Genomic DNA, 22,823 nt, shown 5'->3' with positions numbered 1-22,823 from the left:
GTGAAATAAAAATAACTGGACAACAATGGACAAACACAGTTTTGATACGCTTTCTGAAGCCGTGAACACCTTGACCCAAGAGGGGTATATAGAAGATTTTGAAGCAGGGGACAGTTGTATCAAAGCCCTGTATTCCAAAAAGGAATACCACCCCAGTGAGTTGAAGATCATGGCCTCATACCGTTTTGAGGGGATGACCGACCCCGAAGACCAAGCTACTGTGTTCACCATTGAGGCCACTGATGGCACCAAGGGCACGCTAGTGATGTCGTACAGTGCGGAGCATAATCAAAATGAGGAGCTCATCAAAAAAATCCCGATTGTGACGAGGAGCTAGATCTATCCAAAAAACTGGCCCAAGGCAGAAGGTTGATAGAGCAGCCACCCTGTTAAGCTGAACCGACTTTTGTGCGCTTGGAGCACTGCATGGGGCACTTCGGCACTTTTGAACATCACGCATCTGGCCGCCAAAGGATCCACCAAAAAGCTGGAACCGTCCTTTTCAAAAATTTCTAGTTCCCCACCGTCCCCTCTTTGCCAACCTTCATTAAGGTAAATCACCACGGAGATCATCCGGTTGTTCCTGCGTTCAAATTGATCCAAATGTTTATCGTAATGCCCGCCCGAAGGGTAATGTGCCAAATGGAACTCATATCCGGAAAGACTCAGGTAGCAATATCGATTGAACATCTGCATGATCTCATCCACCAATCCCCAGTACGTCCTCAAGTGACTGTCCCTTTCCCGGTCCAACCAATAGGTGAAATCGCCCCTGATCTTGCTGTTGATCTGCTTTTCCGTATCTGCACCTATCCCTGCCTCATTGAACTTGGGCAGCATGTCCAGAAAAAAAGACCTGATCTCGGCATAGAGTTCATCCCGAAGAAAATGGTCAATGATCACGTAATCTTTACTGGAGAGGTCATCCATCCAAGACAACCAATCTTCCAAACTGTGGTAGGTTTCCAATGGTTCAAAATGTGTGCGAATGTAGAGAATATTCAACAATGAACCACTGTTTTTCTTATTTTGGACATGCTCAACCTACATCGATATATCATGGCACCAATTTTGTCCCAATCGTTTCATTATGAAAAACATACCCCCCATTCTTATCCTTTCCCTCCTTTCCCCTGCCCTTTCGGCGCAACGTGTTTTTGAAGTTGATGCCGACTATAAGGCTGATTATTTGGTCTTTGAGGTGGATAGCGAATACAAAGCAGACCTTCTTGTCCACAAAGTGGACCGGGACTACAAGGCGAAATACAATAAGGGGCTATGGTTTTTTACGGACAGGGATTACAAGGCAGATTTTGAGGTGTTCTTTGTGGATCGAGAATATAAAGCGGACCTTACGGTGTTCTTCGTGGACCGGGACCATAAAGCGGGCTGGAGAAACGATGCCAAAAGACTGGCACTTGAATTCCCGGTCTTGGAATGATCCCAACGCTGTATCTTTGTGCCCAAATCGAAACGTATGATCCTTTTCTTTGGAAGCAGACCTGGAAAAAAAGAGACTAAAACCTTGAAAAATGTCAGCTGTCCGCATTGCCACCAACGGGACACATTGACCGCAGTTTCCCAACCCAATCATGCCCATTTGTTCTGGATACCGATTTTTACCCTCAACACGATCCGCTATGCGGAATGTTCCCACTGCAAGCGGGTTTATTACAAGGAAGAGTTTACACCTGAAATGGAACGGGCCCTATCGTCCTAATATAAAAAGGTCTAAAAAGTGTCATTCTGAATGAAATGAAGAATCTTATTAAAGTTCAACTCTTCGATAATTGGTTGAACGAGATTTTTCGACTGGCCCTTCGACTGCGCTCAGGGTGACAGCTCAAAATGACAATTTTTAGACCTTTACATTCAACATTATTTCGGTCATATATCGAACCGAAGGCCCAAGGAAATATTGTTTTGTTTGATGTCAGCATCCGTGAAAATGGGATTCAAATCGTACTTGACGTATAGCAGCACCCCATCAAAACCCATATAACCACTCACTCCATAGATCAGGTCGCTGGTATTGTAGTCCCTCTTGAGCTTGTCCTTGACATCTTCCCCATCCCTACTGTACTTCAGTTTTTGACGGGTCCCCAAATTGAAACCACCATATCCTCCCAAACCGACCCTGAACTGATCCCGGATGGAATATCGGATGGTGCGTTCCGTTTTTCGAAACCGGGAAGGACCAAATTCAAAATGTACCGGGAAGACCAAATTATCCATTCGCAGTTTGGATTTGTCCAAGTCGTATTCGAACTCCTCCAAAACGGTCTGATCGCCATTCCTGACAAAAATCTGGTTGTCCTTTGGTTTGAGGCCGTTGAACTGGAATGAAAACCCATAGTTGAGCCGCAGCCAGTTCGAATTTTCAAAAACCCGGGTGCGCCACTGCCAACCCATTTCAAAAAATCGGCTCCCACCGATTTTGTACGGGGAATCGTCCAACGACTGACCCTCTATCAGGGCATTGTTGAGACCAATGGCCATGACAAAGTCAGAATAGGTCCGTCTGTCGTATTTGATGTCCTTTTTCCATCTGTTTGAATTGAACCAGATTGCTGGTTTTCCATCGATCATGATACCGATGTGCGTCCGGTCGTTATCCAAGGTATCCAGTTCGGACAGGGTAAGCACTTGGCCTTCGTTACGCTCCAAAAGGGAAATCTTGTTGTCCACAATGGCAACCCTGTTTTCAATATTGAGGGCCCTGCGCTTGGCCACTTCTTCCTTTAAGATTTTTGCTTCGGCTTCAGAAATATCGCCCTTTTCCAAACGCCTATTGATGTCCTTGACCTCTACTTTGAGCGCTTCTTTTTCCTGTTCCACGATACGCTCCCTTTCAATTTTAAGGGTCTTGATTTCCTTTTCATAGTCTTCCTGTCCCAAGATTTGGTGAGAAACGAGCAGAAATACCAGTGTCGCTAAATAAAATGTAATTGTTTTCATGATTGATTCTGGATTATAGCCTTCCTTGTCCCTGCCCAAGTTGTTTGGGCAGGAAGAGAAAGGTGTTTTGATTGATGAATAAAATTTTAATTGTTTCGGTCGGCCACGGCAGTCCGCAGTTTGAAATATCCTTCCTTGAGTGCATCGAATATTTGGTCCCTAAACGACTCATCCAGTTCGTCCTCCACCTCGGCGAGCAAGCTCATGGCATCCACTGATCCATTTTTAGGGAACAATCTGTCGGCCATGATCTGTTTTTGGGCCTGTCGGAGCAAAGAGTCCACCTCAGCATCCGAGACCCCTTTGTTCAAGCCTTCCATATGCTGCACCTGGGCGATCACTTCCTCCACTTTTTGGGTGATCAATGCATCCGACTCTTTGATGAACTTGTCCTGTACCTCTTGTTTTGTTTCCTCTTGGGTCAAAACCGGTTGCGAAATGGGAAGCTCGTCTGCAAAACCCTTTGGGTTTTCTTTGGTCATCGGTTCCAAATCGCTGTTGGCCACCTTGGTCTCCTCTTGTACCAGAAGTGTTTTGGTAAGGTCTTGTTGCGGGGATTGGGTTACGTTTTCCTTTTCCGTATCGATTTGATCCACTTTTTCTTCCACGACTTGGATTTCCGGGATGCTTTCCCCTTTGTCCACAAACAATAGGGACAACAACAAAATGCCCACAAAACTTGCGGCCATGGCATACAGTTGCCATTTACGGCCTTTCTTCTTGGGTGCGACATCCAATTGCGACGCAATTTTGTCCCAAGCCCCGGGTGAAGGAGTTATGGTGCGCTCCTCCAGTTTTTCCTTGATATGCTTTTCCAATTTATCCATATCCTATGCTTTACTTGCCCAACCTTGTTTTGGGCGACATTCCTTTTAAAGTCAAATTTTCCTGAAGCATCTTCCTCGCCTTGAACAGCTGCGATTTGGAGGTTCCTTCGGAGATTTCCAACATTTCGGCTATCTCTTGGTGGCCATAACCTTCGATGGCATGGAGCAAAAAAACGGTTTTGTACCCCTCGGGAAGCGAATCGATGAGCTGCTGTACGTATTCCACATCCAACAATCCATCACCGCTCACAGTTTCTTTGGGCTGGGCATCAAACACTTCATCGTCATAGACCACGAACTGTTTTTTCCGCAAATGGGAAATGCTCTCCCTCACCATGATGGTCCTGATCCACCCTTCAAAGCTTCCCTTGTGCGCAAATGTGTCCAGACTTTTGAACACCTTGATGAAACCATTGATCATGACGTCCTCCGCTAAATGCTGGTCCTTGATGTACTGTCTGCACACGCCCAACATTTTTGGCGCATACTTCCCATACAGCACCTTTTGGGCCTGTTGGTCGCCCTTCACGGCCTTTTTTATCAATTGGCCTTCATTGTTATATAGCGAAATGATCTTCAAAAGTTTGGTTTCAAAAAGTGGTTCTATTTAGATAGACGGATAATGTTCAATAGGAGTTGCCTGAAAAAATAAATTTTTTCATTCAAAATTGAAAATCAGTTATTTACAATTTTATTTTTTTCGGTCAACCACATAGTTGACCATAAGCGTGAGGGCACTTTTGTATTCAGAATCGGGGTAATTGTCCAAGATGGCCAGGGCCTCGTCCTTAAATTCCAGCATTTTGTCCACGGCATATTCCAATCCGCCCATTTCCTTTACATAGGCGATGACCTCCTTTACCCTTTTCTTGTTCTTGTTGTGGTTTTTGATGGAATTGATCAACCATTTCTTCTTCTCCTTGTCGCTCTGGTTCAAAGCATAGATCAAGGGAAGGGTCATCTTCTGTTCTTTAATGTCGATGCCCGTAGGTTTTCCAATCTGTTCGGCACCATAGTCAAAAAGGTCATCCTTTATCTGGAAGGCCATACCGCAGAGTTCCCCGAACTTTCTAAAGGTCTCCACCTCTTCGGAATCGGGCCGGACGGAACAGGCTCCCATGCTGCAACAGGCCGCAATGAGGGTCGCTGTTTTTTGACGGATGATATCGTAATAGACCTCTTCGGTGATATCGAGGAGACGTGCCTTTTCAATCTGCAGCAATTCCCCTTCGCTCATGTCCCGAACGGCATTGGAAATGATATGGAGCAGATCGTAGTCCTTGCTTTCCAAAGAGACCAATAGGCCTTTCGAAAAAAGGAAATCGCCCACCAAAACGGCAATTTTGTTCTTCCAAAGTGCATTGATGGAGAAAAATCCCCTTCGTTTGTTGCTGTCGTCCACCACATCGTCATGGACTAAGCTGGCCGTGTGGATCAGTTCGATGATGGAAGCTCCGGTATAGGTCCTTTCGTTCACCTCACCGTTCAACAATTTGGCGGTAAGAAAAACGAACATGGGCCGCATCTGCTTGCCTTTTCTGTTGACAATATAGTAGGTGATCCTATTGAACAATGCCACCTTGGACGACATGGACTTGAGGAATTTTTCCTCAAAAAGTTCCATTTCATCCTCTATGGGTTCCCTGATCTGAGATACTATTTTCAACAACGGTTTGGTGCGTTTGATTTTGAAGCCTTAAAAGTAGGGAAAATGAAAGAGTTGGTATAAAGATGCGGAAAGATTTAAGCCCGATGGGTGAAACTATCGATGATTTGAGGGGGTTTCCAGGGTTAAGGGTTAAGGGTTAAGGGTTAAGGGTTAAGGGTTAAGGGTTAAGGGTTAAGGGTTAAGGGTTAAGGGAAAGAACAAATTATTTTGTTACTTGGTTATTGTGTTATTGGAATTTGGGATTTGGGATTTGAGAATTGGTACTTGCCGACTCCCGACTCCTGACTCCCGACTCCTGACTCCTGACTCCTGACTCCTAAACCTAACTTTTATTGGCCAACTGCCCACATGCGGCGTCGATATCCTTCCCTCTGGATCTGCGGACGGTAACGGTAATGCCATTGCTCTCCAGAATGTTTTGGTACATTTCCACAGCATCCATGGAGGCTTGTTGGAACTCGCCATCGTCTATGGGGTTGTACTCGATCAGATTGACCTTGGATGGGGCAAACTTGCAAAACCTGACCAGTGCGTCGGCTGCCTCCCTGGTATCGTTTATGCCTTTCCAGACCACATATTCGTACGTGATTCTATTTTTTGTCTTGCTATACCAATATTCCAATGCCTCCCGAAGGTCTTTCAAGGGGAAGGTGGCATTGAAGGGCATGATGGAGGTACGCACCTCATCGATAGCGGAATGAAGGGATACCGCCAATCGGAACTTGACTTCTTCGTCGGCCATTTTCTTGATCATCTTGGGCACCCCTGAAGTGGATACGGTGATCCGTCTTGGGGACATGCCCAATCCTTCGGGCGAGGTGATCATTTCTATGGCCTTGAGCACGTTGTTGTAGTTCATCAGGGGTTCGCCCATGCCCATGAACACAATATTGCTCAGGGGACGGTCAAAATAGAGCCTGCTTTCGTTGTCTATGGCCACCACCTGATCATAGATCTCATCGGGGTTCAGGTTACGCATCCGTTTCATGCGGGCGGTGGCACAGAACCTACAATCCAAACTGCAACCTACCTGACTGGAAACACAGGCGGTGGTCCGGGTCTCGGTCGGGATGAGAACGGATTCGACCACAAGTCCATCGTGCAGGCGTACCGCATTTTTGATGGTGCCATCGGAGCTGCGCTGCATTTGGTCCACCCGTATGTGGTTGATCACGAAGTTATCTTCCAACATTTGTCGGGTTTCCTTGGAAACATTGGTCATGGCATCAAAGGTATGGGCCGATTTCTGCCAAAGCCATTCATAGACTTGGTTGCCCCGAAAGGCCTTGTCCCCATGCTCCACAAAGAACTGCCGAAGCTGTTCCTTGGTCAATGCTCGTATGTCCTTCTTTTTGGTTTCCACAGGATAAAGATAATCAAGAAAAAATCCCGTTGGTCGTGGAACCGAACGGGATTCTATGGTTTGTTCGTATACTCAATTATAGGATCAACATCGCATCCCCGTAGGAGTAGAAGCGATATCCTTCCAAAATGGCCTGTTTGTAGGCTTTTTTGATAAGGTCATGACCTGCAAATGCAGATACCATCATCAACAGGGTTGATTTTGGCAAATGGAAATTGGTGACCATGCAATTGGCAATGCTGAAATCGTATGGAGGGAAGATGAACTTGTTGGTCCATCCTTCGTAGGTGTTCAGGGTCTGTTCTGAGGAAACGGCACTTTCAAGTCCTCTCATCACGGTGGTCCCCACGGCACAGATACGTCTTTTCTTGGCCTTGGCCCTGTTCACAATTTCTGTAGCCTTTTCATCGATGACCAGCTCCTCACTGTCCATTTTGTGCTTGGAAAGATCCTCTACCTCAACAGGGTTAAAGGTTCCCAAGCCCACATGCAAGGTGACTTCGGCAAAATCGATGCCTTTGATCTCCAAGCGTTTCAGCAAGTGTTTTGAAAAGTGTAGTCCCGCAGTCGGTGCCGCCACTGCGCCTTCATGCTTTGCATAAATGGTCTGATAGCGCTCCTCATCTTCGGGCTCCACATTCCTTTTGATGTATTTGGGAAGTGGTGTTTCCCCCAATTCCCTCAATTTTCTCCTAAAATCGGTATAGGAACCGTCGTAAAGGAAACGAAGGGTCCTTCCTCTGGATGTGGTGTTGTCGATCACTTCGGCCACTAGACTTTCATCGTCCCCAAAATAGAGCTTGTTCCCAATCCTTATCTTTCTGGCCGGGTCCACCAAAACGTCCCAAAGGCGCTGTTCTTGGTTCAGTTCCCGGAGCAAGAACACTTCGATACGGGCCCCAGTTTTTTCCTTGTTTCCAAACAGTCTTGCAGGGAATACCTTGGTGTTGTTCAGGACCATCACATCACCTTCATCAAAATATTCGATAAGGTCCTTGAACATTCTATGTTCGATTTTTCCAGAATCCCTATGAATTACCATCAGTTTGGATTCATCCCTGTTTTCAGCGGGGTATTCGGCCAATAGTTCCTTGGGCAATTCAAAATTGAAGTTGGATAATTTCATCTAGACTTTTTTTGGATTTTTTTAAAGAGGGGCAAATATACGACCTCGTGATAGCGGATGTCAAGTAATTTGATGATTAAATGTCGGTTACATTTCGGACACGCCAAATCCGAGGGTCTTGAGATCCTTCCAAAAGTCGGGATAGGATTTGGAGACCACTCCTGCATCGTTGACGATCAAATCGGTCTTCAGGGCAAGTGGGCCAAAGGCCATCGCCATCCGGTGGTCATTGTAGGTGTCCACATCCACGCCCGATTTGATATTGGTAATGGGTTGCAGGGTAAGGCTCTCGCTATCGATGGTCACTTTTGCGCCAAATTTGGACATTTCGGTCTGCAGTGCGGCCAAACGGTCGGTTTCCTTGATGGGAAGCGTGTGAAGTCCTGTGAGATGACAGCCCATACCCAATCCCAAACAGGTCACTGCAATGGTCTGCGCAATGTCGGGAGCATTGGAAAGGTCGTAAGAGACATTTTCCTGTCCGCTCTCTTCGGTTTTTTCCAAGGTGATCTGATTGTTCGAAAAAGTGGTGACAACGCCAAAATCCTTGTAGATCTTGCTCAACACACTATCGCCTTGCAGGGAATTTTGTTTGTAGGAAGACAACTTGATCTTGGTCCCCACCTCACATAGGGCGGCAATACTATAAAAGTAACTGGCAGAGCTCCAATCCGATTCCACGACCAACTTCGTGTCCATTACCTTGTTCTTGGGATCCACCTTGATTTTGTTCCCTTCAAAAATGAAATCGACCCCAATCTGTTCCAATAGGCCCAAGGTCATTTTGATATAGGGCACGGAAGTTACCTTGCCCACCAACTCCAGTTCCAGTCCGTTCTCCAAACTTGGGGCGATCAGCAAAAGTGCCGAAATATATTGGCTGCTGATGTTCGCTGGAAGGGACACTTGGGACTTGGTCAATTTTTTTCCCGAAATCTTCAATGGCGGATAGCCCTCTTGCTTGACGTATTGGATGTCCGCACCCAGGGACTGCAGGGCTTCCACCAAGACTTGGATGGGTCGTTCATGCATGCGTTGAGATCCTGTGAGCACCACTTCCTTGTTGGGTTGTGAGGCAAAATAGGCCGTCAGGAACCGCATGGCCGTACCGGCATGGTGGATATCCACCTCTCCGGAAGAAATCTGGAGTCCCTTTTGCATGACCTCACCATCATCCGAAATGGAAAGGTTCTCTATGCTGATATTGGGAAAAAGTGCCCGTAGCAGCAAAGAGCGGTTGGTCTCGCTTTTGGAGCCCGTGACCTGTATTGTTTTTTGGATGTTTTTTGTGGAGGGTGCAGAAAGCTGGAGTCTCAATGTTCTATGGTTTGATTCAAACTTCAAAACTAGAAAAAACAGCCCTAATGTTCCCTTTGGGACACAACTTTATTTGAGCTTTTTGTTATTTTGATGACGGTCGTGGTCGCGTTTGGTCTTCAGGTCCAGTTTTTTGTCAAAGGCCTTTTGAAGATCGATTCCGGTTTGGTTGGCCAAGCAAAGTACCACAAAGACCACATCGGCCAGTTCCTCTCCCAGGTCCTTGGCCTTGTCCGATTCCTTTTCGCTTTGTTCGCCGTACCTGCGGGCAATGATCCGGGCCACCTCTCCCACTTCCTCTGTAAGCTGCGCCATATTGGTCAGTTCGTTGAAGTAACGGACCCCATGGTCTTGGATCCATTCATCAACCGCTTTTTGTGCATTTGCTATGTCCATTATTCTTTGTTTTTGGTATCCATTGTAATGGTCACAGGGCCATCGTTCAAGAGTTCCACTTTCATATCCGCACCAAATATTCCGGTCCCGATCTTTTTGCCCAGATCCTGTTCCATCTTTTGGACAAATGCCTCGTAAATGGGGATGGCCACATCGGGTTTTGAAGCCTTGATGTAGGATGGTCTATTGCCTTTTTTGGTCTGGGCATGCAGGGTAAATTGGCTTACCACGATGATATCCCCACCCACGTCAAGGACGGAACGGTTCATCACTCCATGTTCATCATTGAATATGCGAAGATTGGTGATCTTTTGGGACAGCCATTCCGTATCCTCCTTACCATCGGCGTCCTCGATGCCCAACAATACCAACAAACCCTGACCAATGGCGGAAACCACCTGTCCATCCACAGTCACACTTGCCCTTGAAACTCTTTGGATCACTGCCCTCATCTGCTTTTATCTGTAATTGTCCGTTCTATAGTTTTCTTCCTCACCTGTCAGCATCTGCACATAACTACGGTATCTGCTCCATGCCACCTCATCTTTTTCCAGGGCTTCCTTCACGGCACATTTGGGTTCGTCCAGATGCAGGCAATTGTTGAATTTGCATTGGGATTTCAATTGGAAGAACTCGGGAAAATAATCCCCTATCTCATCCTGTTCCATGTCCACGATACCAAATCCTTTGATTCCCGGGGTGTCTATGATCTGGGCTCCAAAGGAGAGGTCGTACATCTCGGCAAAAGTGGTGGTATGCTGTCCTTGCAGGTGCTGTTCGGAAATTTCGGCCGTCTTCAGGTGCAGTCCCTTTTCCAGAGCGTTCACCAAAGTGGATTTGCCCACTCCGGAATGTCCTGAGAACATACTGGTCCTGTCCTTCATCAGTTGTTTCACCTTATCCACGTTTTTTCCGTCTTTGGCAGCTATTGGTATGCATTGGTACCCGATTTGGGTGTACAGGTCCATCAAATAGGCCACCTCTGCCTTTTCATCCTCGTTATAGGTATCCATTTTGTTGAACAGGAGCACAACGGGGATGTCATAAGCTTCGGCGGTCACCAAAAATCGATCTATAAAACTGGTAAAGGTGGGCGGATTGTTCAGCGTCACCAACAAAAACACCTGATCCAGGTTGGAAGCAATGATATGGGTCTGTTTGGAGAGTTTTACAGATTTCCGGATGATGTAGTTTTTCCGCTCCAGGATTTCAGAAATGACCCCGACCGATTCATCCCCATGTTCTTCCAACTCAAAGACCACATGATCGCCAACGGCCACCGGGTTTGTACTTTTGATGCCCTGGGTCCTGAACTTTCCCTTTATCCTACACTCATAAAAGACACCATCTTCCGACTTCACGGTGTACCAGCTTCCTGTTGATTTATAAACAGTTCCGTTCACGATTTGTTCATATTTTCATTACAAAGAAACGACAATCCTTGTTTTTGTGCGTATATCTTTGCCAACAGTTTTAACAATCAACAATCTATTTATTATGAAAAAAATCGTTTTTATCGCAGTGATGACCCTAGTTGCAGCGTTCAGTGCGAACGCCCAACAGTACAAGGTGATCACCAGTGTGGAGTCCATTGTTCCCAATGGTCTTGGCCGATCTAGGATCATCAATTCCCTCGAGGACAAGGACTACAAGGAATACACCAGCGTGCAGACCGAAGAGGACAATACAAGGAACAAGGCCGACAGGGGTGAAATCCGTGTGAAGAACTTTGAGGAAACCAAACTGTTGAATTTCTACAACTTGGGCGGTATCCGTTTTCAGAACATTGCTGCCAACGATGCCCTGATCACTTCCATGATCAACGACATGATCACCAACGGTTGGGAACTTGCCTTTGTGGTAAGTGGTGTGGAAAGTGAAGGTGGAAAAGGCGATGGGCAAGGTATCTTCATCACCCGTTACATATTCAAAAAATAAGGGAAAGCTCCCAAAGAAAAAGCCCACCTTGGATATCCAAGGTGGGCTTTCTGTTTCAGTTCAGTAATCAATTCACTATGTGGACCCTTCCGCCCACAAAAGTTTTTTTGTACACTTTTTTCGGCTTGCCGTACACATTCACATCACCACCTGCCCTAACGTTGATGTCCACCACTTCCGAGGCAAAGACCTCCGCTTCGCCGCCAGCCGAGATTTTCACATCGGTATTGGCGGTCCTAAGATCGCGACCATCGAAAATTCCGCCGGTGTTGAGCACCACAGTCTGGTTTTTGGCCAAACCGGAGGCTTCCACTATTCCCCCCGTGACCGCACGGATATCGGCATAGTCCACATCCATCCCGATATGGATCTTGGCACCTTCTTGGGCCCTTAGTTCAATTTTGCTCTTCTGTACCATTTCGTTACAAGTAATCTGCGCTCCTTCGTTCCCATCGATGACGTCCAAGTTGGTATAGTAGACCTCGATCATGGTATCCTCTCCCTGAAATTTTTTATCCAATTGCATGCGGAGTTTCAACACACCTTTCTTGTTGGTCCAAGTGATATCGTCCACATTCCAGCCCTTGATCATGATCCTGTTCTCATCGGATTGGATCAAGTTTACCTCAATCAGGTCAAAGACCTTGATCTCGTTGAACTCCCCTACCTCTGTGTCTATGATCCGCTGGGCGAAGGTCAATAAAGGTAGTACTAGAAGACCCCATGTGTATAGTTTTCTCATCGGTATAAAATTTTTAGGTTATTGGAAATAAATGTTTTTGTATTTGAAAGTGTTCAGTGACACAGTGCTTTTACCCCATAAAGATGAGCTCTATTTCCAATTGTTACAGTTCCAAACAAAAAAACTATCTGCAATCTTGGAAAATGCCAAGCCACAGATAGTTTTTATAATGGTCCAGAAAAAATCAGTCTATGCGTTGATGATCTTTTCTTGGTGGTTGATGGATTCTTGGTGGATGGCCTTGAACATCTTCAAGATGAATTCCTCGCTCAATCCCCGCTGCTCCCCTTCCAGGATCATGTTGCCTAAAATGGCGTTCCAACGGTTGCTCTGCAACACGGCAACGTTTTTTTGCTTTTTCAGCTCACCGATGCCGTCAGAAACTTTCATGCGTTTTCCGAGCAGGTCGATCAATTGGTTGTCCAACACATCAATCTGCGCTCTAAGGTTGCTCAATTTGCTGTTGTATTCTGCTTCTTCGTCAGTTTCCTTTCTGATGCGAAGGTCCTTCATGATCTGTACCAATCGTTTAGGGGTCACTTGCTGGGCCGCATCACTCCAAGCGTTATCGGGATCGCAGTGGGTCTCGATCATCAACCCGTCAAAGTTCAGATCCAAAGCTGTTTGGGATACGTCAAAGATCATGTCTCGCCTTCCGGTAATGTGGCTCGGGTCATTGATGATGGGCAAATCGGGGAACTTCGTTTGAAGTTCGATGGCCAACTGCCATTCGGGAATGTTTCGGTACTTCGTCTTCTCGTAGGTAGAAAATCCTCGGTGGATCACCCCCAATTTCTTGATATTGGCCGTATGCAGACGCTCCACAGCTCCCAACCACAAAGAAAGGTCAGGGTTCACGGGGTTCTTCACCAATACAATCTTATCGGTACCTTCCAAGGCATCCGCAATTTCCTGGATGATGAACGGGCTCACGGTAGATCGTGCGCCGATCCACAACAGGTCCACATCGTATTCCAATGCAAGGTCCACATGGGCCTTGTTCGCCACCTCGGTAGCTGTCTTCAGCCCGGTTTCCTGCTTTACCTTTTGCAACCATTTCAACCCGATGGCTCCCACTCCCTCAAAATTTCCAGGGCGCGTTCTGGGTTTCCAGATTCCGGCACGGTAGTAGCTCACGTCGGTATCCTTCAGTTCGTGTGCGATCTTCAGCACCTGATCTTCCGTCTCGGCACTGCATGGCCCAGCTATTACCAATGGATGTGACAGATTCATATCATCCAACCATTTCCTCATTTCCTTATTGTTTTCCATAATGCTTCCTATTTTTTTGTAAGTGGAATTCCTTTTAGTATTTGTTTTATTTTGTTGGTATTGCTCATTTCCAGATGGACATTTTCAAAATCGTTGTCCATGATCAATTGTTTGAAGGTGGTCAGGTTTTGGATGTACTCCTCCAAGGTCTCCACCACATTGTCCTTGTTCTGCTCAAATATGGGTGTCCACATATCGGGCGAACTTTTGGCCAATCGGACCGTGCTCTCAAAACCACTTCCCGCCATGTCAAAAATATCACGCTCATTTTTTTCTTTCTCAATAACCGTCTTTCCCAACATAAATGAGCTGATGTGTGATAAATGCGAAACATAGGCGATGTGCTTGTCGTGCGCTTCGGGGTTCATGTACCTTATCCGCATTCCCATTTCCTGAAAAATGGCCAAGGCTCTTTCCTGCAATTTGAACGCTGTTTTCTCCACCTCACATATGATCATGGTCTTTCCGTCGTACAACCCCTCCAAGGCGGCCGATGGCCCTGAAAACTCCGTCCCCGCAATGGGATGACAGGCCATAAAATTTCTACGCTTGGGATGTTCTTCCACACTTTCACAGATCAACCGTTTGGTGGAACCGGCATCCATCACCACGGTCTCGTCCCCAACCGCATCCAAAATCTTGGGCAGTTCGGTGACCAGAACATTGACGGGAATGCTCACATACACCATATCCGCAGCACCCAAGGAACCATAACTTCCTTTCTCATCGATGATCCCAAGTGACATGGCCTCTTCCAAATGGGCCTCATTCTTGTCCACACCAATGATAGTGGCATGGGGATGCATTTTTTTCACATCCTTCGCGAACGATCCCCCAATCAATCCTATTCCTATTACTACTACGTCCATGCTAAAATCTTTCTATGGCTTCCTTGATTTTTTCTTCCTTCACACAGAGGGAAAATCGAATGTACCCTTTACCATTGCTACCAAAAATGGTCCCCGGCGCAATGAAGATGTCCTTTTCATACAGAACCTTGTCGATGAATGCCTCGGAAGAAAGTGATCCTTCAGGGAGTTTGCACCACACGAACATGCCCACAGCATTTCGGTCGTATTCACAGCCCAATTTGTCCGCCAATTCAAACATCAGTTCCCTTCTTTGGGTGTACACCGTATCCAGTTGCTCAAACCATTCAGGGCCACTTTGGAGTGCGGCGACCGCGCCTTTCTGAATGCCGTAGAACATACCCGAATCCATATTGCTCTTCACCTTCAGCACGGCATTGATATGCTCCGCACTGCCCAATACCATCCCTACTCGCCACCCGGCCATGTTGAAGGTCTTGCTGAGACTGTTCAGTTCCAAGGTACATTCCTTTGCTCCATCGATGGACAAAATACTCATCGGATTGCTGGACAATACAAAACTGTACGGATTATCATTGACCAACAAAATATCGTTCGCTTTGGCAAAATCCACCAAAGATTCCAATTGTTCCATCGTTGCCGTGGCCCCCGTGGGCATGTGCGGGTAGCTGACCCACATCAATTTCACTTTGGAAAGGTCTTTTCGGGACAGTGCCTCTAGATCGGGGAACCAGCCATTTTCCAAATTCAGGTCATAGGTCACCGGAACAGCTTCAACCAAATTGGTCACAGAAGCATATGTTGGGTAGCCCGGATTGGGCAACAACACTTCGTCCCCCACGTTCAAGAATGCCATGCTGATGTGCATGATACCTTCCTTGGAGCCCATCAAGGGCAATATTTCGGTGGAAGGATCAACGGCAACCCCAAATTTATGTTGGTAAAAATCAGCAATGGCCTTTCTGAGCTCTGGGAGCCCTTGATAGCTTTGATATTGGTGGGCACCAGCATCTGCAATGCAGTCCCTCAACGTTTCCATGACCTTTGGCGATGGCGCCAAGTCGGGACTTCCGATACCCATGTTGATGATGGGCCTTCCTTGATCCATCAACCCCCGTACTTCCCGCAACTTTTTGGAGAAGTAGTATTCTTGCACACTGTGTAGCCTGTCCGCTGTAATCATATCAACAATGCGTTTTTATATTCCCCAAGTACCCGAAAGTCCTCCAACATGATTTCCAAAAGGGACTTGGCCTTGGCAAAGTGTTCATATTTTTCAAAGGTCACATCCACAAAAAAGGCATATTTCCACGGCGTCTCTATCACAGGGAGCGATTGTATCTTGGTCAGGTTCATGTTGCAATCGCTCATCACGTTCAATACCGTGGCCAAACTCCCCCGTTTATGGTCCGTAATGAACCTTAAAGAAGCCTTGTTGATTTCCTTTTTGGGCAGCACCTTGTTCTGTTTCTTAAGGATGATGAACCTTGTGGAGTTGTTCATTATGGTCTGGATATTGTCCGCAATTATTTCCAGATCGTACAGTTCGGCTGCCATTCTAGGGGCTATTGCCGCAATATGCCCTAAATTTTCATCCTTGATTCTTTTTGCGGTCTCTGCCGTATCGGAGCTTTCCACCAATTTGATCTGTGGGTGGGCCCTGAAGAACTCCTTACATTGGAGCAGGGCCATGGGATGTGAATGCACTTCCTGGATATCCTCAAAAGATTTTCCCTTCAATACCATCAGATTATGGTGAATGCTTAGATAATGCTCGCCAATAACATGAATGTTATTGTGGTACACCAAATTGTAATTGGGAATAATGGAGCCCGCAATGGAATTTTCAATGGCCATGATACCCTTGTCGGCCGTACCAATGAGCAAATGGTCCACTATTGCATCGAACGAGGCACACTCTATCAACTCGATATTGTCCCCAAAAAAATCTTTTGCGACCTGATGGTGGTTGGATCCCTTGATTCCCTGTATGGCTATTTTTAAACCCATGGCAAAAAAAAAGCCCCGATTTGTATCGGGACTTCATGTATTGGTTATACTTTAAACGCATTCACAACAGTCCCGTACCTCTCTTAAAAAAGAAGTAAAAATAGAAACCGTTCCAGAAATACGTGTTTGTCATTTCGATGTAAATTCCCGGCTAATTTAGGTATTCAATCCGAAAATGCCGATCATTCACAAATTTTTTTTGATTTTTTTTGAAAAAGCCGATTTCGTTGCAGATTGTACCCAAGAAAACGACCTTTTTTTGAGAATTCATTTTCCCAAGCAGTTTCACCTCGCCAGAAGTTTCGACATTTCAGGCCGAACAAAGGAATGGATTGAAACATCTAAAAGTGTATTTTTGGTTTCCAAACCCAATTGAATGTCCATCACCGTAAAGAACATCACCAAGACCTTTGGTCAGCAAAAAGCCCTGAACAATGTTTCCTTCTCCATCAAAAAAGGGGAAATTGTGGGTTTTTTGGGTCCCAATGGGGCAGGAAAGTCGACCATGATGCGGATTTTGACCACCTACTACAAAGCGGACAGCGGTGATGCCGAAGTGAACGGGCACGATGTCCTCACTGCCGAAAGGGCCGTTCAGAAAAGCATTGGCTATCTTCCCGAACACAATCCCCTTTATTTGGAGATGTACGTAAAGGAATATTTGGCCTTCAATGCAGATGTGTACAAGGTTCCAAAATCAAAGATCGAGGAAGTGATCGAGCAGACCGGGCTCACCCCCGAAGCCCACAAAAAAATAGGCCAGTTGTCCAAAGGATACCGCCAACGTGTGGGTCTGGCCGCCGCGCTGCTACACGATCCGGAAGTACTGATCTTGGACGAGCCCACCACAGGACTTGATCCCAACCAATTGATCGAGATACGAAAAATGATCCGTGATATCGGAAAGGAGAAGACCATTCTCTTGTCCACACACATCATGAAGGAAGTGGAAGCTGTCTGTGACAGGGTCATCATCATCAACAAAGGACAATTGGTAGCCGACAAAAAATTGGAGGAGCTGCGCGAAGCGGAAGAACAGATCATCGAAGTGGAGTTCGATTACCGGGTGGAGGAACAACTGCTTCAACAGCTGCCCCACGTGTCCAAAGTGACCAACACTGGTGGTTTTGTCTATGAGATCGCGTTCAGCACCTCTACCGACATGCGATCTGCCGTTTTCGATTTTGCCCACGACAACCAATTGAAAACACTCCAGTTGAGCCGGAAAAACAGAAACTTGGAGAGCCTTTTTACCGAACTTACCCGATAATTTTTGGGATATTAAAGGACCCCGTCCCGCTTTCGCTGTTCATATATCGCAATGAACATCCGAACACTGATGTTCCTGGCCCGTTGTTTCGCTTTTTCAGTATTTGGACCGCTAAAATGAGTGTCCAAGGTTGCAAACCAATGCCTGAGCCATATCCCAAAATGATAATTGTCGATGGTCCTGTCCATATCCCTATCCAACTCGGCATGGATCTGCATAGGGTTCCCTTTGTATTTTTGGACGAAGAACAGGTTCATTTCCCAAAAATCGGTCAACTTTTCCAAGTGTTCCGGCCAGTCGGTGATCGTTTCATTGAAAAAATGGCCAATTTCCGCATCAGCACGTACTTTTTCATAAAAGCGGTGCACCAATACTGAGATATCCTTTCTGTTCGCTATATCCTGTTTTTCCATAACAAAAATTGCCCAGGGTGGCTCCATTGGCAAAGGTAGCATTACTGTACCTAAAAACAGATTTCTCTTCTTTTCCAGTTTCCGGCCATTCCAAATATGGTATTTTTGCAGTCCAACTTGAAACAAGGCGCATGAAGAAGAACACCGCTAGATTGGAGCTTTCCAAAGAGGAGATGCAAACGTATGGCTACCAGATCGTGGATGCGATCGTGGAGCACCACCATACCCAACACCAAAAATTTCCCGTGGCATGGGGCTCCCGGGAGGAAATGGATAATCTCTTTTTGGAAGAGGCCCCAGAGGCGGGCATGGAAGCCTCCAAGGTTTTGGATTTTGTGTTGGAAAAAGTGATGACCAATAGTGCCAATATGGCCCACCCAAGATCTTTCTCGTTTGTACCCGGCCCCAGCAACTATGTCAGCGTCATGGCCGATGCGCTTGCCACAGGCTACAATATCTTTTCGGGTGGATGGTCGGCGTCCCCAGCTGCTGCTGAACTGGAAATCGTGACCATTCAATGGCTGTTGAAAATCTTTGGTTTTCCCGGAAAAAAGGGAGGTGGGATTTTCACCAGTGGCGGTTCCATGGCCAACTTGACGGCAGTGGTGACGGCCCGAAGGATCAAATGTGGGGACGATTTTTCCAAAGCGGTGATCTATCTGTCCGATCAAGCCCACTCTTCCAACATCAAGGCCATTCGTGTGCTGGGCTTCAAAAAGGAACAGATCCGGATCATCCCCACCGACAATGAATTCAAGTTTGCGCTGAACAAACTCAAAAACTGTATTGCCAAAGATCGATTGGAAGGGCTGCAACCTTTCTGCTTGATCGCTTCCGCTGGAACCACCAACACAGGCACTGTTGACCCGCTGTCCGAGCTGGCGAAAATCTGCAAAAAGGAAGATATTTGGTTCCATGTTGATGGTGCTTATGGCGGCGCAGCCATTTTATCCGTCAAGGGCAAACAGCTGTTGAAAGGCATTGAAAAGGCCGATTCACTGACCGTTGATCCACATAAATGGTTCTATCAGCCCTATGAAATGGGCTGTTTGTTGGTACGGAACCACAAAAACCTCAGCCATACCTTTACCGAAAAACCGGAGTATCTCCGTGATATTGAAGGGAACACTTCGGAAATCAATTTTTACGACCATGGCATCCAACTCACCCGAAGGTTCAGGGCACTCAAGTTCTATATGTCCCTAAAAACCTTTGGACTGAAGGAATTCAGGGATGCCGTCACCTACAACATTGACCTTTCCGAAGAGGTGGAAAATCTGTTGCGGGGCAGCAAAAGTTGGGAAGTGGTCTTTCCGGCGACCTTGGCCGTAATCAATTTCAGGTACAACCCCATCAAACAAAACTATAAGGAGAAAGAACTGGACGAGATCAACCAGTACATTTCAAAACATGTGGTGGACTCCCGGAAGGCCTTGCTGGTCACGACCCTGCTCCATGGACAGGTGGTGCTCCGTATGTGCCTCATTAACCCTAGGACTTCTTTGGAGGATGTGACCGAGACCCTTGACCTTTGCAAAAAATTTGCTTTGGAGAAAGAGGAATTGATGGCGGGCAAGGTCTAACCCCCCTGCCCTACAATGGACGAAATGGCCATATCCAGTTGCGCTTGCACCTTTGGGTCAGTACAATTGATCAAAATGGAAATCACTTTTTCTTCCTTCGGATAGACAAAAAAGTTGGTATAGGCCCCTACACTATTGCCCACATGACCCAAAAACTCCCTCCCATTGGCATCTTGGCTCACCTGAAAACCCAGACCATAGTACGTAGGCTTGCCATTCACCGTTTGTGAGGTCAAGATTTGTTCGTAAGTCCCTTTTTTGAGGAGCTTCCCCTCTAAAATAGCCTGTCCCATTTGGGCAATATCGTTACTAGTGGATAAAAATCCGCCACCCGCCAATTTGTAGGCGTTGTCCACTTCCATCGATTTCTTGAAACACAATGATTGCTTGGTATAGAATTGTGCCATGTCGCTGATTGCGCTCGAACTGACATCCGCATCTTGGGGTGAAAAGGTACATCGCATCCCTAAAGGGATGAACACTTTTTCCCGTACATATTTTTGAAACGGGACTCCACTGGCCTCTTGCATGGCCAAGGACAACAACACAAAGTCAAAACTATTGTAGAGATACCCTTTTCCCGGTTCGAAGACCAAGGGATCGTGTTGAAAAATACCGATGCTTTCCTTGATGGAAAAACATTTGTTCAGTGCGAATTCCTTGCCGCGGTATCCCCTGATTCCGGCCGTATGGCTTGCCAATTGGCGCAATGTAAAATCATGGTCCTTTTTTGGGTAATACGGGACATACCCATAAAATGAGCCGTCCAACTCCACGAGCCCCTCTTCCATCATCTTTCCCAAGGTCAATCCAGTGATGCACTTGGAGATACTGGCTATCCTGAAGACTGTTTGTTTGGGGTCAACAGGGATTTTTCGTTCCAGATCAGCCCGGCCATATCCTTTTTGCAACAGCACTTGGCCTTTCTCCAATATGGTAACAGCCAAGCCGGGCACTTTGTTTTCAGCCACAAGGTTGTGAAAAAGGGCATCTGCCTTTTCCAGACCATGGAGGCCCTCCAAAGACCTCACTTTGGGTGCAAAGGAGAACAAACGCTTGATAAAGGGAAAAAATCTGCCCAAAGATGCCATGTTTTAGCTATCCGAAAAGTACTGAGAAAACTTGGGAGTTCCAGAAGTTTTGGCCCCGTTATGGCCGAACAATTATTCTTGAAAGATCAAACGGCCATTGAACAGTTCTTCCACGTCCACTTCCGGTGGGCGATTGACGCTGATCACATCCCCGGTACCACGAATGACCCCGCTCAACCGTTGCTGGGGGTTCACAAAAACATCGTTGGAACCCCTATGGTTTACGTCCACATTTTCCGAGATCAAATCCTCCGCTTCAATCCTGGAATCGCCAGCGGCGACAGTGACATCGAAATTTTCCGTAGTCCCCTGCAGTTTGAAATATGCTATCCCATTGACCACAATCCTGACCGATGTAGCATTCAGGTTCAGGTCAAAGGAACCATCGGTGGTCTCGGTCTCTGGATTTGTATAGCTTTCTGATATTAGGGAGATACTTGGATAGTCTAAAACCCCATCACTTGTTATCGGTAATCCCGTGCTGCTCCGAATTTCGGTGATATTCGGTGAGGTGACATACACTGTGGTCAATCCATATTCCCGAACATAATTGCAACTGTTTTCGTTCCGCAAGATCAAACGGCCATCTTCAACCAAGGCGGAAACATCGTTCAGGAGGTATTCCCCGGTTTCAATTTCCACCCTTTGTTCATCTCCTTGTTTCAGAACCACATTCAGGTTCTCAAAAACGGTCATGGTGGTGAAGGCGGGAACATCAACGGGTCCACGGACCATATCGCCTGCATTCTGAAAACAATCAGGCACATTTTCGCCGTTGCAGGAAATCAGCATCAGAAAAGCAATGAACACAAAGCACCTCGCGAAAGCTCCTTCGACTGCGCTTAGGATGGCATTTCTCGCGGTGGCATTTTTGATTATCATTTGATTTCTAATTTCTAACATCTCAAATCTCAATTCTATAATCTTACACCAATTCCAAATTCTATGGCCTCTGCTTTGGCCCCATGCGATTTTAAGGTGACCGCTCCGAACACCTTGTCCCCAAAATACCGTTTCAACCCGACCCGGTTGTACATTCGTCCTTCAAAATCAAACGGATAGTACACATAATATCCCAACTGGGCCACTACACTCAATTTGTTTACGAAAAGCTCGTGTCCCAAAAATACCCCTACCCTTTTGTAATCGGTATTGGGGGCCACATTCAATTCTGGGAAAGAGGTGGACTGGTAACGGATCAATTCCTTCAGAAAATTGGAGAAGAAGACATCGGTCCCCAACTGGATGGCACTCCGATTCCCCAAACGCTTATCGGCATAGGCGGAAACAATGGCAAAGCCATATCTCCCCATATCGATCACATCACTCTCGTTGGCCCCACCACGGAGCACCAAATTATAGCGAATAGGTTCCTTTATTTTTTCCTTTTCTTTCGGTTCTATATATTCAATGGTGGCATCCTGGTCCAAATCGTAGGTCAGGCCAAAATTAAAGGCCATGGTGTTGGTGGATGTGTTCGGGGCCTTGAAATTGGCATTGGAGTAATGGATGAGTGAAATTCCTGCTTTGAACCCCAGTCCCGACACAATATTTTCCTTGTGATAGTTGAACATCACCATGGTGGAGCTCAATAGATGGCTTCCATAGGCATTGTTCCTGAAATTTTCATTTTTGTCATACGGATTGGTATTGTAGGCCACTCCCTGGCCAATCCGAAGCTGAAGGTTTCTCTTTAAAAAGTAAAAGTTGTAGTGGGCATACAACCCAAAATGTTCACCAAGGGTGGGATTGTTCATATCCTGGTACACAAAGGAAAAGCCGGTATCGGGATATCCGAGGGCAGCCTCCCAATCCTCATGTCCAAAACGTTTGCGGTTGAATCCCAAAATGATACCCCCGGGATGGTTGGTGATCAGGTGGGAAATGTCCGTGTTGTGCAAGACTACGGAACCATAGAACTGGCTCATATCCAACGTATATTTTTTTGGAACATCCCCGTCTTGGGAAAATCCAATGCAAAGACACAGCAGAAATACGGGATAGAGTAGGTACCTCAT

Annotated in this window: 26 protein-coding genes; 6 read left to right on the top strand and 20 right to left on the bottom strand. The window is 46.4% G+C overall.

Annotated elements, in window-relative coordinates; all coding sequences use genetic code 11:
* Positions 1–25 precede the first annotated feature (25 nt).
* A complete protein-coding gene (locus tag SD450_RS08370; RefSeq protein ID WP_318344130.1) occupies positions 26–337 on the top strand; it encodes a phosphoribosylpyrophosphate synthetase in 312 nt (103 codons plus the stop codon).
* Positions 338–339: 2 nt separating this feature from the next.
* On the opposite strand, the gene SD450_RS08365 is transcribed toward SD450_RS08370, so the two are convergent.
* Positions 340–1,008, bottom strand: coding sequence for a 2OG-Fe(II) oxygenase (locus SD450_RS08365; RefSeq protein WP_318344129.1), 669 nt, complete (start codon positions 1,006–1,008; stop codon positions 340–342).
* An 82-nt stretch (positions 1,009–1,090) separates the two neighbouring features.
* Here SD450_RS08365 and SD450_RS08360 point away from each other — a divergent pair, with 82 nt between their 5' ends.
* Entirely contained in the window at positions 1,091–1,441 is a 351-nt protein-coding gene (locus SD450_RS08360) for a DUF6150 family protein (RefSeq protein WP_318344128.1), read from the top strand.
* A gap of 36 nt (positions 1,442–1,477) precedes the next feature.
* A complete protein-coding gene (locus SD450_RS08355) occupies positions 1,478–1,720 on the top strand; it encodes a zinc-ribbon domain-containing protein (RefSeq protein WP_318344127.1) in 243 nt (80 codons plus the stop codon).
* 167 nt (positions 1,721–1,887) lie between these two features.
* Here SD450_RS08355 and SD450_RS08350 read toward each other — a convergent pair whose 3' ends face one another.
* From SD450_RS08350 to rsgA, 10 genes are all read right to left on the bottom strand, one after another.
* The gene (locus SD450_RS08350; protein ID WP_318344126.1) at positions 1,888–2,958 is read right to left on the bottom strand and encodes a coiled-coil domain-containing protein; all 1,071 of its coding nucleotides are present in this window, start codon (positions 2,956–2,958) and stop codon (positions 1,888–1,890) included.
* An 86-nt stretch (positions 2,959–3,044) separates the two neighbouring features.
* On the bottom strand, positions 3,045–3,785 hold the full coding sequence (locus SD450_RS08345; protein WP_318344125.1) for a hypothetical protein: 741 nt from the start codon (positions 3,783–3,785) through the stop codon (positions 3,045–3,047).
* A 10-nt stretch (positions 3,786–3,795) separates the two neighbouring features.
* A complete protein-coding gene (locus SD450_RS08340) occupies positions 3,796–4,365 on the bottom strand; it encodes an RNA polymerase sigma factor (RefSeq protein ID WP_318344124.1) in 570 nt (189 codons plus the stop codon).
* 111 nt (positions 4,366–4,476) lie between these two features.
* Positions 4,477–5,451: a polyprenyl synthetase family protein gene (locus SD450_RS08335; protein WP_318344123.1), complete on the bottom strand. Its 975-nt coding sequence runs from the start codon at positions 5,449–5,451 to the stop codon at positions 4,477–4,479.
* A gap of 325 nt (positions 5,452–5,776) precedes the next feature.
* Positions 5,777–6,817 (bottom strand): 23S rRNA (adenine(2503)-C(2))-methyltransferase RlmN, encoded by a 1,041-nt coding sequence (gene rlmN, locus SD450_RS08330; RefSeq protein WP_318344122.1) that lies wholly within the window; start codon positions 6,815–6,817, stop codon positions 5,777–5,779.
* A 76-nt stretch (positions 6,818–6,893) separates the two neighbouring features.
* Positions 6,894–7,943, bottom strand: a complete 1,050-nt coding sequence (gene queA, locus SD450_RS08325; RefSeq protein ID WP_318344121.1) for a tRNA preQ1(34) S-adenosylmethionine ribosyltransferase-isomerase QueA — start codon at positions 7,941–7,943, stop codon at positions 6,894–6,896.
* Between the two features lie 87 nt (positions 7,944–8,030).
* Entirely contained in the window at positions 8,031–9,260 is a 1,230-nt protein-coding gene (locus SD450_RS08320) for a 3-phosphoshikimate 1-carboxyvinyltransferase (protein ID WP_318344120.1), read from the bottom strand.
* A 69-nt stretch (positions 9,261–9,329) separates the two neighbouring features.
* Entirely contained in the window at positions 9,330–9,656 is a 327-nt protein-coding gene (locus SD450_RS08315; protein WP_318344119.1) for a nucleotide pyrophosphohydrolase, read from the bottom strand.
* Positions 9,656–10,108 (bottom strand): D-aminoacyl-tRNA deacylase, encoded by a 453-nt coding sequence (gene dtd / locus SD450_RS08310; RefSeq protein WP_318344118.1) that lies wholly within the window; start codon positions 10,106–10,108, stop codon positions 9,656–9,658. Before dtd ends, SD450_RS08315 begins: the two co-directional genes overlap by 1 nt.
* Before the next feature lie 6 nt (positions 10,109–10,114).
* Positions 10,115–11,059, bottom strand: a complete 945-nt coding sequence (gene rsgA / locus SD450_RS08305) for a ribosome small subunit-dependent GTPase A (RefSeq protein WP_318344117.1) — start codon at positions 11,057–11,059, stop codon at positions 10,115–10,117.
* Between the two features lie 94 nt (positions 11,060–11,153).
* Between rsgA and SD450_RS08300 the strand changes: the two genes are divergently transcribed.
* Complete coding sequence (locus SD450_RS08300; RefSeq protein ID WP_318344116.1) at positions 11,154–11,594, top strand: hypothetical protein; 441 nt, start codon at positions 11,154–11,156, stop codon at positions 11,592–11,594.
* A gap of 67 nt (positions 11,595–11,661) precedes the next feature.
* On the opposite strand, the gene SD450_RS08295 is transcribed toward SD450_RS08300, so the two are convergent.
* From SD450_RS08295 to SD450_RS08275, 5 genes are all read right to left on the bottom strand, one after another.
* Positions 11,662–12,336, bottom strand: a complete 675-nt coding sequence (locus SD450_RS08295; RefSeq protein ID WP_318344115.1) for a head GIN domain-containing protein — start codon at positions 12,334–12,336, stop codon at positions 11,662–11,664.
* 189 nt (positions 12,337–12,525) lie between these two features.
* Positions 12,526–13,608, bottom strand: a complete 1,083-nt coding sequence (locus SD450_RS08290) for a bifunctional 3-deoxy-7-phosphoheptulonate synthase/chorismate mutase type II (RefSeq protein ID WP_318344114.1) — start codon at positions 13,606–13,608, stop codon at positions 12,526–12,528.
* An 8-nt stretch (positions 13,609–13,616) separates the two neighbouring features.
* Positions 13,617–14,477 carry a prephenate dehydrogenase gene (locus SD450_RS08285; RefSeq protein ID WP_318344113.1) on the bottom strand — a complete coding sequence of 287 codons (861 nt, stop codon included), beginning with the start codon at positions 14,475–14,477 and terminating at the stop codon, positions 13,617–13,619.
* 1 nt (position 14,478) lies between these two features.
* Positions 14,479–15,621: a pyridoxal phosphate-dependent aminotransferase gene (locus SD450_RS08280; protein WP_318344112.1), complete on the bottom strand. Its 1,143-nt coding sequence runs from the start codon at positions 15,619–15,621 to the stop codon at positions 14,479–14,481.
* A complete protein-coding gene (locus tag SD450_RS08275; RefSeq protein WP_318344111.1) occupies positions 15,618–16,448 on the bottom strand; it encodes a prephenate dehydratase in 831 nt (276 codons plus the stop codon). Before SD450_RS08275 ends, SD450_RS08280 begins: the two co-directional genes overlap by 4 nt.
* 376 nt (positions 16,449–16,824) lie before the next feature.
* Between SD450_RS08275 and gldA the strand changes: the two genes are divergently transcribed.
* Entirely contained in the window at positions 16,825–17,718 is an 894-nt protein-coding gene (gldA, locus tag SD450_RS08270; RefSeq protein ID WP_318344110.1) for a gliding motility-associated ABC transporter ATP-binding subunit GldA, read from the top strand.
* 11 nt (positions 17,719–17,729) lie between these two features.
* On the opposite strand, the gene SD450_RS08265 is transcribed toward gldA, so the two are convergent.
* The gene (locus SD450_RS08265; RefSeq protein ID WP_318344109.1) at positions 17,730–18,131 is read right to left on the bottom strand and encodes a group III truncated hemoglobin; all 402 of its coding nucleotides are present in this window, start codon (positions 18,129–18,131) and stop codon (positions 17,730–17,732) included.
* A gap of 131 nt (positions 18,132–18,262) precedes the next feature.
* Between SD450_RS08265 and SD450_RS08260 the strand changes: the two genes are divergently transcribed.
* Positions 18,263–19,714 (top strand): pyridoxal phosphate-dependent decarboxylase family protein, encoded by a 1,452-nt coding sequence (locus tag SD450_RS08260; protein ID WP_318344108.1) that lies wholly within the window; start codon positions 18,263–18,265, stop codon positions 19,712–19,714.
* Here SD450_RS08260 and SD450_RS08255 read toward each other — a convergent pair.
* The 3 genes from SD450_RS08255 to SD450_RS08245 all read right to left on the bottom strand — a co-directional run bounded on the left by SD450_RS08255 (position 19,711) and on the right by SD450_RS08245 (position 22,823).
* Entirely contained in the window at positions 19,711–20,805 is a 1,095-nt protein-coding gene (locus SD450_RS08255) for a serine hydrolase domain-containing protein (RefSeq protein WP_404828235.1), read from the bottom strand. The genes SD450_RS08260 and SD450_RS08255 overlap by 4 nt on opposite strands.
* Positions 20,806–20,877: 72 nt before the next feature.
* Positions 20,878–21,687 carry a head GIN domain-containing protein gene (locus SD450_RS08250; protein WP_318344106.1) on the bottom strand — a complete coding sequence of 270 codons (810 nt, stop codon included), beginning with the start codon at positions 21,685–21,687 and terminating at the stop codon, positions 20,878–20,880.
* 35 nt (positions 21,688–21,722) lie between these two features.
* The gene (locus SD450_RS08245) at positions 21,723–22,823 is read right to left on the bottom strand and encodes an acyloxyacyl hydrolase (protein ID WP_318344105.1); all 1,101 of its coding nucleotides are present in this window, start codon (positions 22,821–22,823) and stop codon (positions 21,723–21,725) included.

Source organism: Flagellimonas baculiformis (assembly GCF_033441575.1).
GTDB lineage: Bacteria > Bacteroidota > Bacteroidia > Flavobacteriales > Flavobacteriaceae > Flagellimonas > Flagellimonas baculiformis.
This window is presented reverse-complemented; position numbering and strand designations above follow the sequence as displayed.